The organism is Dermacoccus sp. MPR-E5, assembly GCF_058809565.1.
The window spans coordinates 15,470-28,548 of the sequence record NZ_JBXASS010000005.1 but is presented as its reverse complement, the minus strand read 5'-3'; the positions used below and the strand labels follow the sequence as shown (position 1 = coordinate 28,548).

Here is a 13,079-nt window from a genome sequence, read left to right as displayed (position 1 = left end):
GTCTCTCACTGCGCGAGCAAGGTGTGCCTTACGTCACCGGTAATGCGGCGGCGTTCGGCGACGGTGTGGGTCGGCGCCGTTCGACCTTCTGCGACGGCGATGCGGCGTTCGTTGCGGATGGCGGCGCGGACGGCGAGGTTCTCGTGGCCGCGGGCGATGAGGAGACGGATGGTCGCCGTCACGCCGTGGACGGCGAGTTTGAGGGCGGTCCACCAGAAGACGAGCATGCCGAGGTAGAGCCATTCGGTATGTCCGAGGCGGACAGCACCGTAGCAGCCGATCCCGACGACGAAGTACAGGGCGCCGAGGAGCACGGCGGGCACGCCCCAACGGTAGCCTCGCCGCGTGCGTAGGAGCGTGACGAGTCGATTGCTGGGGAGCCACCGCTGGCACCAGTTGTAGACGGCGGCGGCGGGGCGCATGGCGAGTGAGATGAGGAACATCAGGGGCCTCCTTCAACGGTCGAGCACATTCGTGCTCGGTTGTGTTGTTGGTGGCTGGGCCCCTTCGCACCGATGGTGCGTCCTGAATCCTGAAGCATGTAATTGCCCGCCGGGTGCTGTCGATGGTACCGGGTGTTGCATGGTGCCGCTAGGGCTTCCTTCTTGCGGTGCATCGGGTCCGTGCAGGGATGTTACAGGTCGCGGATGTGCGGGCGCGAGGCGTGCAGCACGCTTGGAGCTGCCGGGGCCTTTGCTGTGTGCAACATGCTGCGGGGGCTTCGTGTTGCGGGTGTGATGTGCGGGCTGTTGTGCGCGTGCGTGTTGCGGAGCACGTTCGCCTCGCCATCGCGTATGGCGGGCGCGGTGCCGGGGTGTTTCGGCTCCGGTCGCCGTTGTCGGCGGTGTGAGCGCCGGTGGTGGTGAGGCTCGATCCCTGTTCGGCCGTAGCGCGAGCTGTGGAGTTGCGCGCGTGGTGATTTCTCGGGCCCGGGTCGATGTCTCGGCAAGTTTCAGGCGCGGGCGCGCGTGCGGTGTCGGCTGTTTTATCGAGCGAGAGCGGGATCGCTGCGTAGCGGCGGCGAGGTCGCATCGACGCGGGCGCGGAAGAGGCTTCTGCCGCAATAATGCTCGATCGGCGTGTAAATGCAAGACGTGTATCCGACTGTGAGAAGAGCGGGTGCGGAGCGTGGTGGAGGAGGTCCGCGGGGCCGGTTTCGGGTCGAGCGGAGGCGGAGCTGGCGCCGGGTGCTGGGTGCGTGGGCTGGTCATGGTGCTGGCGGCGAGGGTCGGGCGCAGGGTGCGGTGTGAGAGGGGTTCGGGCGGTGCCGACCGTGGCTTGGTAACGCGGTCGGCGCCGTCCGGGGGTGCTGGCGGTTACTCGTCCACGGTGGGGGCGAGGTCGTCGGCGCTGGTGATGAGGCGGGCGATGCCCGCTTGGATGAGGAGGTGGCATCCCGTGCTGGTGGTGCTCGTGATCGGGCCGGGCACTGCTCCCACGGTGCGCGCGAGGCGGTGCGCGGTGTGCGCGACCTGGGGTGCGCCCGAGCGCGCTCCGGCTTCCACGATCACGGTTGCAGCGGCGAGCGCTGCAAGGATGCGGGTGCGTGCAACGAACCGGGAGCGGGTCGGTGCAACACTCGGCGGGGTCTCGGTGAGCACGAGGCCCTGCTCGGTGACCTGATGTAGCAGGCCGGTGTTGCCTGCCGGGTAGGGGCGGTCGATGCCGGATGCGAGGACGACGATGGGGTGTCCGGATGCGGCGAGGGTTGCGCGGGTGGCGACGGCGTCGATCCCGTACGCGCCTCCGGTGATGATGCTGCGCCCGGTACTGGTGAGGTCGTGGGCGAGTTCGGCGGCGGCGTGGTCGCCGTAGCTCGTGGCGGCTCTGGCTCCGGTGATCGTCACGGCTCGGGCGGGGGTGCCGGTGAGGAGGTCGAGGTCTCCGGATGCCCAGAGAGCGACGGGGCGTTCCGTGCCGAGGTCGTCGAGCCCGGTGGGCCATTCCGGGTCCGTGGGGATGAGTACCCGGTGGGTGCCGTCTGCGGCGCTGTCGAGGGCGTCGATCACGGTCTGTTCTGCGATGGCGGGCGGGAGCGTATCGAGGGTGTGCTGGACGACGGCGGGGCCGTTGGTGCCGGTGAGACGGACGGCGGGCGGGTTCGGTTCGCCGGGGATGGTCAGACAGGCCAGCGCGATGCGTGCGTAGCGTTCCTGCTGGTCGGGGTCGGCGGTGATGCGGTCGAGAATCTGGGTGCTCATGATGTCTGCTCCTGTGAGGTCGCGAAACGGAAAGAGGGAGCGGGGCCGGTCACCGACGGCGATGCGATGGCCGGCCCCTGTGGTTATTGACGGCGGGTCAGGCGGCGTCTGCGACCTCGGCCCCAGCGTCGGTCGCGTTGTCCTCGTCTGTGCCGCGTGCCTCGGTGGCGTCGGCGGCGTCCGTCTCGGTGGACGGCTCCTCGTCGTCGGCGGGGTTCTCGAGCGCGGTCACGTCCTCCGGCCCGTTCTCCTCGTCGTCGGCGTCACTGGTTGCCTCGTCCTCGTCCGTGCCGCTCTCCTCGTCGGCGGCATCCGTTTCCTCGGTGGGGGTCGGAGCGTCCTCGCCGGGGGTGGCGCTGTCGGGGTCGGTGATGAGGGTTTCGACGTCGGAGAGGGTGTATCCCCATGCGGCGAGCTGGTCGAGGTACTGGCGGATGGACTCGTTGGGGTTGCGCCAACTGTTCTTGTCGGTTGCCGCTTCCATAGCGCCGAGTGCGACGGCGAGCAGTGCGTGTCCGGCCTTGGTCGGGGTGGCCTGGGTCATCGCGGCGATGGGGTGCGGCTGCCCGTAGTGGCGCTGACCGTCGAGGCCCAGGAGGGTCGCGGCCATGTCGTGCCCGTCGTTTGCGGCGCGGGCGACCTCGTAACGGCTGTCCGCGATCACGGTTGCCGCGAACGCGAGCGCCTGAGAGGGCAGACGCTTCCGGCCGAGCAACTTGGTCACCCATGCGCGGCGCACCTTCTCCGCGCTGACCCATGCCTTGTTGTTCGCGACGACGCGGCGACGTTCGGCCTTCTCCTCCTCGGTCATCGCCCCGGATCGGGTGGTGGGCTGGCTGTGCCGGATGGAGGTCAGGCCGTGCTCACGCCAGTTCACAACGACGTGCGCGACGTCGATGCTCCCCCACCGCTCCCCGATAGCGACGGCGTGCCCGTCCTTCCCGGCGTAGTTCTCCTCGGTGACGCGCTCGCCGTCGGCGGTGAGGAGGTCATGGAAGAACGCCACGTCCTCGTCGCCCCATGCCGGGTAGTCCACGACGATGTATCCGTCTGCTTCGTACTGGGCGCGCAGGGCCGCGATTTCCTCCTTGGTGGCCTTGTCGTCCAGGTGCCGCTGGGCGTAGTGGTCGAACGATTCCGGGTCGCGTGCGGCGATGCTGGTGAGTTCGGCCAGCGCGTCCGGGTCGTCCTCGAACTCGGTGAGTATGAGTGCCTGGTCGAGGGTGAGGGCGTGCTGGGTGACGGCGGTCTTGGCGATGTCGCTTTCGGCGACGGCAAGACCGGTCTTGACGGTGGTGCGCTTGGTGCCGGTCTGCTTGGCGATCGCGGTGACGCTCATCCCGTCCAGCGCCAACTGCCGCCATGCCTCGGCCCGGTCGGTGTCGGTGAGGCCTGCGCGGTGTTCATTGGTGATGTACTGCTGGATGATGCGGATGCGCTTCTCGTCGGAGGCGTCCACGACGTAGACGGGCACGTCCTCGGCGTCTGCCTCGCGGGCGGCGAGGGTGCGGCGCTGGCCGTCGCGGACGATGATGTTTCCGTCCTGGTCGGGGTGAGCGAGGATGGGCACGATCACGCCGTGGAGCTTGATCGAGTTGACGAATGCCCGGTCGAGGTCGACCTGTGAGCGGATGTTGTCCTCCACGACGAGGGCGTGGGGGCTGATCCGGCGAACCTCCGGTCCTTGCACGGCCTCCTGGGCGGGGGTGAGGTCTGCGGCCTGGGTCGGGGTGGTGTCGATGATGGTCATGGCTTTCGGTTCCTTTCCTGAATCCCGGAGGGCCGTCACACCCGGTGGTGTGGCTGTTCCCTCCCTGCCATTGCCTTTCGGCACATGCCGAGAAAAGGGGCCAGGAATGAATGCGCAAGGCCGAAGAGTCAAAAAATCTCCTCCCCCACGCCAGGGGAAGGAGATCTACTATCGGGGAGATTTTTTGCGTGCCTTGCGCAGAAGGGAATGGTCCCGCACAATCAAGCAGCCGAAAGGCAATCCGCAGGATTGCCCAACCAGTGCTGCCACCGCGTCAGCGGTGACCGCCTGACTTTCCGTGCAGAAGCGGCGACAGCGCCAGCCCGCAACTCGGGAGGAATCTGGACACGCGACGGCGAACAGGATGAGCGGCGGAGAGTAGCGAGAGGGCGATGGCGGCTCGGGAGTGCCGGGCACCCGGGATGGTTACTCGCGGGACAGCAGCAGGTTCCCGAGGTCACCTCCAGCACGGACTTGTGGGGTGTGACGCGCGCACCTGTCCTCACGAATAGCCGATCCGAGCGTGGTCGGTGCGGACGTGAAGGCGGTGGTCTGAGTGGCCCGAATGAGACGTTCACCGGCCGAGGTGCAGGCGGCGCGTGAAGCCAAGCTCGACGAGATGGCGGAGAAGCTCGAGACTGCCGTCGCGGGGCTGACGACGGGTGAGGATTGGAAGAGGGCAATCGAGTTCGCGGCCCGGTTCAGATCTCGGAGTTTTCGGAACACACTGCTGATCTACGCCCAGCACACCGACGCATACGAACAGGGACGAGTATCGACGCCGGTGCCGACGTACGTAGCGGGGTTCAACCAGTGGAAACAACTCGACCGGTCGGTCGACAAGGGCCAATCCGGGTACATGATCTACGCCCCGGTGATGGGGCGATTCGCGTCGAAAGATCCCTCCGATCCGATGTCGTGGCGCAGACTGCAAGCCCGGGAGAAACCTGCAGCAGGCGAGGTGGTGCGTTCGAGGATCGTCAACGTGAAGCCCGCCTACGTGTGGGATGTGACGCAGACCAGCGGGTCGGAGATCCCGGAGCGGCCAATGCCGCGGCTGCTCGAAGGAGAGGCGCCGGCCGGGCTGTGGGCGGGGCTCGCCGCCCAGGTCGCGACGGAGGGATTCGAGTTGCAGGACGCGGTGGATGCGACTTCCATCTGGGGAGCGAATGGCGTGACGATCTACGACACGAAGGTTGTCGCAGTTCGCGCGGACATGGACGATGCAGCGCGGGTGAAGACGCTGGCGCACGAACTCGGGCACGTCCGCATGCACGACCCGGCTGAGGCCGTCACCCATCATCGAGGCATCCGAGAGGTAGAAGCGGAGTCGGTGGCGATGATGATCGGCGCGGCGCACGGCATGGACACCAGCGACTACACGATTCCCTACGTCGCGACGTGGGCGCAGTCGGTGGCGGACAAGGAACCGGTGGACGTGGTGCGCGAGACCGGCGAGCGGGTGCGTCGCGTGGCACTGGAAATCCTCGACAAGCTGCCGGATGCGGGCATCGGCGATGGGTACCCGCCCGGGCTTGACCGCACCGGCCCCGACGCTGAACGGGAGACGTCGCGGGCCCGGACGGTGGAGTTGGGTACGGCGACTCCGGTGCGCACGACGGCGACGGTCGACGTCTCCGTGCCGGCGCTGTGACGGGTATGCCGCAGCGTCGGATGGGTGCCTGGGTCGTCGGTGCCTCGATCATCGGCACGGTGCTGCTGGGAGTCGGCGCGTTCTGGCTATCGTTCACCGCGCTCGCGGACCTCGCGTCCCGCGCGGGCACCGCGGTGGGGCTCGCGTGGGTATGGCCGTTGATCGTGGACGGGGTAATCGTCATCGCGACGATGTCGGTGGTCGCCTTGTCACCGTATGGGCGGGCGGCGACCCGGTATCCATGGCTGCTGTTGGCCGGGGCGGCGCTGGTGTCGATCACGGCGAACATCACGCACGCACTGGTCGCCGCTGACGACACCGTGCCCGGCATAGTGGCGGCACTCGTGGCATCGGTGCCACCGATCGTACTGCTTGCGGCCACGCACTTGACCGTGGAGCTGGGCCGCTACCGCCGCGCCGTGCCGACCGTCGGTGAGGATGCCGATGTCGTCCCGGCCACGACCCTGATGCAGGAAGGGAGGTTGGAGCGTACGCCGGTTCGAGCGTTGGCGTCCGGAACAGTGAGCACAGCAGTCACAGCGGAAGACACGCACGCGGCATCATCTACGCCGAGCCGGGCGCCCGCGGATATGGGCGGGCCTGAAGAGGCGATCCGATTGAGCAAGCGGGGTCTGTCGAACCGACAGATCGCGTTCGAGCTCGGTGTCCATCCGACGACCGTCGGACGGTGGCTGAAATCAGTCGAGAAGCGGTCCGAGACCGCAGTGGAGAAAGAGGAGGAATCATGAACACGGCTGACGACGAGCGGTACATCCCGCTGAAGCAGGATGGCAGGGATTCAGTAGTGACTGTGGCGTCTGAACGAACGGCCGGGCCGGAGCATGTGGAGACGGCGCAAAGGGATTCGGACGCGCTGGCTCGCTTGTCGGACCCGGCGTTGGCGGCGCGTCGGGAGCGCATCGCCGCTCAGGTGAAGGATCGTTCGCGGCTGACGTGGATGCCCGCATCGGAACTGATGCGACACAGCAGCCAACGTGCCGCGGACGCGATCAGTCACGGGCAGGAGAGACTGCACCGGGCTGTGCGGGACGCCACGGTAGCCGGTACAAGGAAGGTGGCGCAGGCCGTCGGCGAGCGGGTACGAGAGTTGGGCACGCCCCGCCCCGTCATCGGGCGACCGCAGCAGAGCGAACCTGTGGTGACTCGTCAGAGCATCTGAGCGGCACCGCGTCGGAGACCGACGCCTTGTGCACTGCGCAGCGGAGGGCCAGTCGATCCGGCGGGCGCGTCGAGTTCGCTGATGTGCGGGAGGTCAGACGCGACATACGCAACTTTTGGTCTTTGGGGTCCAGTCTGCGTCTAGGGTGGTCTACAGGGCGGCCCTACGCTGTCCGGCGAGGCCGTGAGGACGGTGGACACATTGAACGTGACTAGCCCGGGCCACGTAACCGGGAATCTGAATTCGCAAAGCAGGCGAAGCCCCAGCGAGCGAAGCAACACGGATGCTCTCACTCGACCACAGCGCGGCGAGCGTTGCAGTGAGCCCCTTTCCACGCTGCTCGACCGGGTGCCAATAGGCTGGACCCGTGTTGTCTACAACGGACGTCCCTACGGACTAGCTCGAACGGAGCACGCAGGCGGACGAAGCGTCAGCATCTACGCCGAGGAACTAGGGGGAAATGATCTAGTCAGCGCCAATGTGTACCGGACTCAGGACGCTGACTGCCTCCGGGCCTGTGAGATGCCTGACGCAAAGGTTCTCGCATTCCTACGCGGGTGGTCCCCGGGGTGACAAAGGGTCTCGCCGCCGCTCTCCTCGCCGTCGTCGCGCCGATCGCCGCGCGGCGATGCCCGGAGAAAGCGCTCGTTCTCAGCGCCACCGACATTGTGCTGGAACGTCCACGGAACCGCGATCATGGTGACTGGGCCAGCAGCATCGCCATGAAGATCGCCAAGCGTCTCGGTGCGGACCCGTACGAGCTGGCGCGGGAGATCGCCGAGGAGCTCGCCTCGGCCGACGGCATCGCGTCGGTCCAGGTGGCGGGACCTGGCTTCATCAACATCCGCGTCGAGGCGGGAGCCGCGGGCGCTCTCGCGAAGACGATCGTCGAGGCGGGCGTCGACTACGGCCGCAACGACACGCAGATCGGCAACACGATCAACCTCGAGTTCGTGAGCGCGAACCCCACGGGCCCGCTGCACATCGGCCACACCCGCTGGGCCGCGCTGGGCGACAGCATCGGCCGGGTGCTGCAGTTCTCGGGCGCGACGCTGGCGCGCGAGTTCTACATCAACGATGCCGGCGTGCAGATGGACCGCTTCGGCGCCTCCGTGCTGGCCGCGATAAAGGGCGAGTCCACGCCCGAGGGCGGTTACCCGGGCGAGTACGTGACGGAGCTCGGTCGTCGCGTGCTCGAGGCGCGTCCGGACATCCTGAGCCTGCCGGCCGACGAGCAGCTCGTCGCCGCGCGCGATGACGCGTACGCGCTGCAGCTGACGGAGATCGAAGGCTCGCTCGCGAAATTCAACGTGCACTTCGACGTGTGGTTCTCGGAGCGCGTGCTGCATGCCGCGGGCGAGGCGGGAGGGCCGGGCCTCGTCGACCGCGCCGTGGACCGGCTGCGCGCGCAGGGCTACGTCTTCGACCGGGACGGCGCGGTGTGGGTGCGCACGACGGACTTCGGCGACGACAAGGATCGCGTCATCCGCCGCTCCAGCGGCGAGTACACCTACTTCGCCGCCGACGCCGCGTACTACCTGAACAAGGGCGACCGGGGGTTCGCGCACAAGATCTACCTGCTCGGCGCCGATCACCACGGCTATGTGCACCGCCTCAAGGCGCTCGCGGGTGCGGTGGGCGAGGACCCCGAGAAGGACGTCGAGATCCTGATCGGCCAGCTCGTCTCGATCGGCGGTGCCAAGCTCTCGAAGCGCGCGGGCAACATCATCGAGCTCGATGACCTGCGCGAGTGGCTCGGCACCGACGCGCTGCGCTACTCGCTCGCGCGCTACCCGGCCGACTCGCCGCTGTCGCTCGACCCCGACCTGCTGCGCAAGCGCACGAACGACAACCCCGTGTTCTACGTGCAGTACGCGCACGCCCGCACGCACAACGTGGCCCGCAACGCCGCCGACGCGGGCGTCGACCGCTCCAAGTTCGCCCCCGAGCTGCTCACGCACGAGACCGAGTCGGCGCTGCTCGGCGCTCTGCAGGAGTTCCCGCGCGTCGTGGCGTTCGCCGCCGAGGTGCGCGAGCCGCACCGCGTTGCCCGCTACCTGGAGGAGCTCGCCGGCCTGTACCACCGCTGGTACGACAACTGCCGCATCACTCCGCTCGGCGATGACCCGATCGAGAGCGTGCACCGCACGCGTCTGTGGCTGAACGACGCCACCGGACAGGTGCTGCGCAACGGCCTCGGCCTGCTGGGTGTTTCGGCGCCCGAGCGGATGTGGCCGACTACCTGAGTGCTTGCGCGGAAGATGCCCGCCCAGAGGGGCCGCCGGGTGATCGATCAGCTCCCTCTGACGTGAGGCCGCGCTCTCCTGCACCCCTCCTCTATCGGGAGTGAAGGAGGCGCTCGCTCGCCGCCCAGAGGTCGCGCGCGAGTGTCTCGTCGTAGGCCTGGCGGTTGGCTCGGCGGACGCGACGCCGTACGAAGTACTCGCCGGATGGGTAGTCGGTTCCGGCTTCAGCGTCTGCGAGCCAGACGAGCGTGTCGGCGCCTTTGTCCGGGGTCTGGAGGATGCGCCGTCCGATCCAGGTCTGGTAGACGAGACGGAGGCCGGCGCCGGCCTCGGTGGAGAAACTGGTCGCGATGTTGCCTGGGTGGAACGCGGCACTGGCCAGGCCGCGGTCTGCGTAGCGGTGGTGCAGTTCCCTGGTGAACAGGATCTGCGCGAGCTTTGCGTTGCCGTACGCGGTAACGGGGCTGTACCGCTTCTGACCGTTCAGGTTCGCGAGGTCGATGCGCCCATAAGCGCGGTTCGCGACGCTCGAGGTGTTGATGACCGAAGCGCGGGATTCGATCAGCCTCTCCATGAGCAGGCTCGTCAAAAGGAATGGTGCGAGATAGTTCACCTGGAAGGTAACTTCATGCCCGTCGATGGTCAGTTGCCGGTTCCTGCCGAACACGCCACCGGCGTTGTTGGCCAGGACATCGATGCGCGGGTGACGTTCGAGGAGCAGGTGCGCAAGCGCGCGCACCTGCTCGAGTTCTGCGAAGTCTGCCACGTGGAACTCCTGCTCGAGCTCTTGCGCAATCCGCTGCGTCTTCTCGCGGCTGCGTCCCACGAGAACGATCCGATGGCCCCGTGCGGAGAGGGCGCGGGCCGCTGCCGCGCCGATGCCGTCACTGGCTCCCGTGATGACGATGACTTTTCGTGTGGGCATCCTGCAGCCCGCCTTCCCGGGACTGTAGTCCCCTACATGACACTGTAGTTTCAGTTTCGGGATGACAGTAGCATGAGTGGCATGCTTGAGGATCCTCGCCCACCTGTTCGACCGACCGCTCGGGCTCTTGCGCGAAGCGCGGTGGCGAACCATGTCGCGGAGACAGCCTTCGAGCTCTTCGCGGACCGCGGATACGAGAGCACGACAGTTGACGACATCTGCATTGCTGCAGGAGTCTCCCGCAGCTCGTTCTTCCGCTACTTCCCGACGAAGGAACAGGCACTGCTCAGGCGAGTAATCGGCTTCGGCGAGGAGATGCGCGAGGCACTGGAGAAGCGCCCCGAGGTTGAGACGCCGTGGACCGCACTGCGCCGTTCGCTCGATCCACTGCTCGCGATCTACAGCACGGACCCCGACCGCGCGATGCGCGTCGCACAGATGCTCACCGGCACGCAGGCTCTCGCCGTGCACCACGCGACAAAGGTCGCGAGTTGGCGCGACACGCTCGGCCCCGAGGTCTCACGCCGACTGGGCAACCAGTCGGACGACCCCCGCGACCCCCGCCCGGGGGCTTTGATCGCCGCGACGTTCGGATATCTCGACGCCGCGATCGCCGCGTGGGCTCAAGGAGACGGAGCCCTGCCACTCGCAGCCGTCCTCGATCACGCCATGGCGGCCATCGGCAGCGATCCCACCTGACGCGCCCCGCCAGCCAGTGGCCGATCCCTGCCCCGATTAGCCGATCTCTGCATGCTCTGCGCTCACTCGTAGATATTTAGAGACGGTCGGTCTAAATTCGCTGTCATGACCGACATCGCAGCTCGACCCCGCCGGGGACGCCCCCCGAAGATCCCTCGCGAGCACGGGGACACGCGCGAGGCGCTGCTGCGTTGCGGCATGGCGGTGCTGACGATGCAGGGCATCAGCGCGACCGGCATCGACACGGTCCTGAAGCGCGTCGGCGTGCCGAAGGGCTCCTTCTACCACTACTTCGACAGCAAGGACGCGTTCGGGTTCGAGGTGCTGCACCGGTATGCGGGCTACTTCGCCCGCAAGCTCGACCGATGGCTGCTCGAAGAGGGCCCATCTCCGCTGGAACGCCTGGCGCGGTTTGTGAACGACGCCAAGGCCGGCATGGTGCGACATGACTTCGAACGAGGTTGCCTGGTCGGCAATCTCGGCCAAGAGGTCTCCACCCTTCCCGAGGGCTACCGTGAAGCGCTCGAAGACGTGCTGCGCGACTGGGAGCGTCGCGTCGCGGCGTGCCTGCGACTGGCCGCAGACGCAGACGAGATCCCGCCCGGCTCCGACTGCGACGAGCTGGCGTCCTTCTTCTGGGTGGGCTGGGAAGGCGCGATCCTTCGCGCCCGCCTGACCCGCGACGTCCGACCGATGGGCGTCTTCTTCGCCGGCTTCCTCGCATCCATCCGTTTCCGTCCCGAGGGAGCATGATGTTCAGCGCAATCTCCATCGCCAAGGCCGACGCCGGATACCAGGCAACGCTGCGCGAACTCGACGACAGCGAGCTACCCGACGGGGACGTCACGGTTCGCGTGTCGTACAGCGGTCTGAACTACAAGGATGCCCTCGCGATCACGGGGAAGGCGCCGGTCGTGCGTCGCTTCCCGATGGTGCCCGGGATCGACCTCGCCGGGGTCGTGGAACACAGCGACAGTCCCTCCTATGCGCCTGGTGACCGGGTGCTGGTGAATGGGTGGGGCATCGGCGAGACGCACTGGGGCGGCCTCGCCCAGCGAGCTCGCGTGAGTGCGGACTGGCTCGTGCCGGTTCCTGATGCGATCTCGGAGCGGCAGGCGATGTCGATCGGCACGGCCGGATACACGGCGATGCTCTCCCTCATGACCCTCGAATCGCATGGCCTCACCACTGATTCGGGTGACGTCCTCGTCACGGGCGCGAACGGTGGGGTCGGCGGGTTCGCGATCGCGCTGCTGGCATGCGGCGGCTACTCGGTCGTCGCGTCGACCGGCCGTCCCGCTGAAGCCGACTACCTGCGCCGCCTCGGCGCTACGACGATCATCGACCGGACAGAGCTATCCGAGCCCGGCCGGCCGCTCGGCAAAGAGCGCTGGGCGGCTGCGATCGACTCCGTCGGCAGCCATACCCTCGCCAATGCCTGTGCCGGGACGAAGGCGGGCGGCGCCGTCGCCGCATGCGGGAACGCACAGGGCATGGATCTACCCGCCACCGTCGCGCCGTTCATTCTACGCGGGGTGCGTCTGCTCGGCATCAACAGCGTCACCCAACCTCACGACAAGCGCGTCGCAGCGTGGAACCGCCTGGCCGCAGAGCTTGACCTGGACCTGCTGCCCGCTATGAGCCGCGAGGTTGGCCTGAGCGAGGCCCTCTCCGTTGCCGATGACCTTCTGGACGGGCGCGTCCGCGGCCGGATCGTCGTCGACGTGAACCGCTGACCATCCCCAAGACCACACAAACGAAAGAAGAAGATCATGACGAAGATCACCGTGCTCGGAGCCGGCGGACGTATCGCAAGACACGCCATCGCCGCACTGCTGGAAGAGCCTGCCAACGAGCTGACCCTGTACCTGCGTCGCCCGGGGAGCCTGGCTGACGTGCCCGCCGACCGCGTCCAGGTGATCGAGGGCGACGTCCTCGATGAAGACCTCCTCACGCGTACCGTCACGGGGCAAGACATCGTGTACGCGAACCTCGGCGGGGGCGACATCGAAGCTCAGGCCCGCGCCGTCGTCGCAGCGCTGACCGCCGCGGGAACGCGACGGTTGATCTGGATATCCACCCTCGGCATCTACGACGAGGTGCCCGGCGAGTACGGCAAGTGGAACCACCGGATGCTCGACGGCGGATACCTGCAGACCTACAGCGCCGCCGCGAAAGTGATCGAGGAGTCCGACCTCGACTACACGATCATCCGTCCCGCCTGGCTGTCAGATGACGACGAGGTCGACTACGAGCTGACCCAGAAGGATGAGCCCTTCCAGGGCACCGAGGTGTCCCGCAAGAGCGTCGGCGCGCTCGTCGCCGAACTCGCCAAGAACCCGGCCGACAGCGTCGGCGCCTCGCTCGGCGTGAACAAGCCCGGCACCGACGGCGACAAGCCCTCCTGGTACTGAACGGACCATG

Annotated in this window: 12 protein-coding genes; 8 read left to right on the top strand and 4 right to left on the bottom strand. The window is 67.5% G+C overall.

Annotated elements, in window-relative coordinates; genetic code table 11:
- Window positions 1-5: 5 nt before the first annotated feature.
- The 3 genes from AC1RS9_RS04995 to AC1RS9_RS04985 all read right to left on the bottom strand — a co-directional run bounded on the left by AC1RS9_RS04995 (window position 6) and on the right by AC1RS9_RS04985 (window position 3,951).
- The gene (locus AC1RS9_RS04995) at window positions 6-443 is read right to left on the bottom strand and encodes a hypothetical protein (RefSeq protein ID WP_074040857.1); all 438 of its coding nucleotides are present in this window, start codon (window positions 441-443) and stop codon (window positions 6-8) included.
- A gap of 873 nt (window positions 444-1,316) precedes the next feature.
- On the bottom strand, window positions 1,317-2,201 hold the full coding sequence (locus AC1RS9_RS04990) for a DNA-processing protein DprA (RefSeq protein ID WP_074040858.1): 885 nt from the start codon (window positions 2,199-2,201) through the stop codon (window positions 1,317-1,319).
- Window positions 2,202-2,298: 97 nt separating this feature from the next.
- Window positions 2,299-3,951: a ParB N-terminal domain-containing protein gene (locus AC1RS9_RS04985; protein ID WP_074040859.1), complete on the bottom strand. Its 1,653-nt coding sequence runs from the start codon at window positions 3,949-3,951 to the stop codon at window positions 2,299-2,301.
- Window positions 3,952-4,516: 565 nt separating this feature from the next.
- Here AC1RS9_RS04985 and AC1RS9_RS04980 point away from each other — a divergent pair.
- The 4 genes from AC1RS9_RS04980 (at window position 4,517) to argS (ending at window position 9,031) form a co-directional block, all read left to right on the top strand.
- Window positions 4,517-5,605, top strand: coding sequence for an ArdC-like ssDNA-binding domain-containing protein (locus tag AC1RS9_RS04980; RefSeq protein ID WP_074040860.1), 1,089 nt, complete (start codon window positions 4,517-4,519; stop codon window positions 5,603-5,605).
- Window positions 5,606-5,625: 20 nt separating this feature from the next.
- A complete protein-coding gene (locus AC1RS9_RS04975) occupies window positions 5,626-6,354 on the top strand; it encodes a DUF2637 domain-containing protein (RefSeq protein WP_131941896.1) in 729 nt (242 codons plus the stop codon).
- Window positions 6,351-6,785, top strand: coding sequence for a hypothetical protein (locus AC1RS9_RS04970; RefSeq protein WP_074040861.1), 435 nt, complete (start codon window positions 6,351-6,353; stop codon window positions 6,783-6,785). The genes AC1RS9_RS04975 and AC1RS9_RS04970 overlap by 4 nt, the downstream gene beginning before the upstream one ends.
- Before the next feature lie 569 nt (window positions 6,786-7,354).
- Window positions 7,355-9,031, top strand: a complete 1,677-nt coding sequence (argS, locus tag AC1RS9_RS04965; RefSeq protein WP_074040890.1) for an arginine--tRNA ligase — start codon at window positions 7,355-7,357, stop codon at window positions 9,029-9,031.
- A gap of 91 nt (window positions 9,032-9,122) precedes the next feature.
- On the opposite strand, the gene AC1RS9_RS04960 is transcribed toward argS, so the two are convergent.
- Complete coding sequence (locus AC1RS9_RS04960; protein WP_074040862.1) at window positions 9,123-9,956, bottom strand: SDR family NAD(P)-dependent oxidoreductase; 834 nt, start codon at window positions 9,954-9,956, stop codon at window positions 9,123-9,125.
- Between the two features lie 141 nt (window positions 9,957-10,097).
- On the opposite strand from AC1RS9_RS04960, the gene AC1RS9_RS04955 reads away from it, so the two are divergent.
- From AC1RS9_RS04955 to AC1RS9_RS04940, 4 genes are all read left to right on the top strand, one after another.
- On the top strand, window positions 10,098-10,655 hold the full coding sequence (locus tag AC1RS9_RS04955; protein ID WP_074040863.1) for a TetR family transcriptional regulator: 558 nt from the start codon (window positions 10,098-10,100) through the stop codon (window positions 10,653-10,655).
- Window positions 10,656-10,760: 105 nt separating this feature from the next.
- Window positions 10,761-11,408: an acrylate utilization transcriptional regulator AcuR gene (acuR, locus tag AC1RS9_RS04950; protein ID WP_074040864.1), complete on the top strand. Its 648-nt coding sequence runs from the start codon at window positions 10,761-10,763 to the stop codon at window positions 11,406-11,408.
- On the top strand, window positions 11,408-12,391 hold the full coding sequence (gene acuI / locus AC1RS9_RS04945; RefSeq protein ID WP_074040892.1) for an acrylyl-CoA reductase (NADPH): 984 nt from the start codon (window positions 11,408-11,410) through the stop codon (window positions 12,389-12,391). Before acuR ends, acuI begins: the two co-directional genes overlap by 1 nt.
- Window positions 12,392-12,427: 36 nt before the next feature.
- Window positions 12,428-13,069, top strand: coding sequence for an SDR family oxidoreductase (locus AC1RS9_RS04940; protein WP_074040865.1), 642 nt, complete (start codon window positions 12,428-12,430; stop codon window positions 13,067-13,069).
- Window positions 13,070-13,079: the final 10 nt, after the last annotated feature.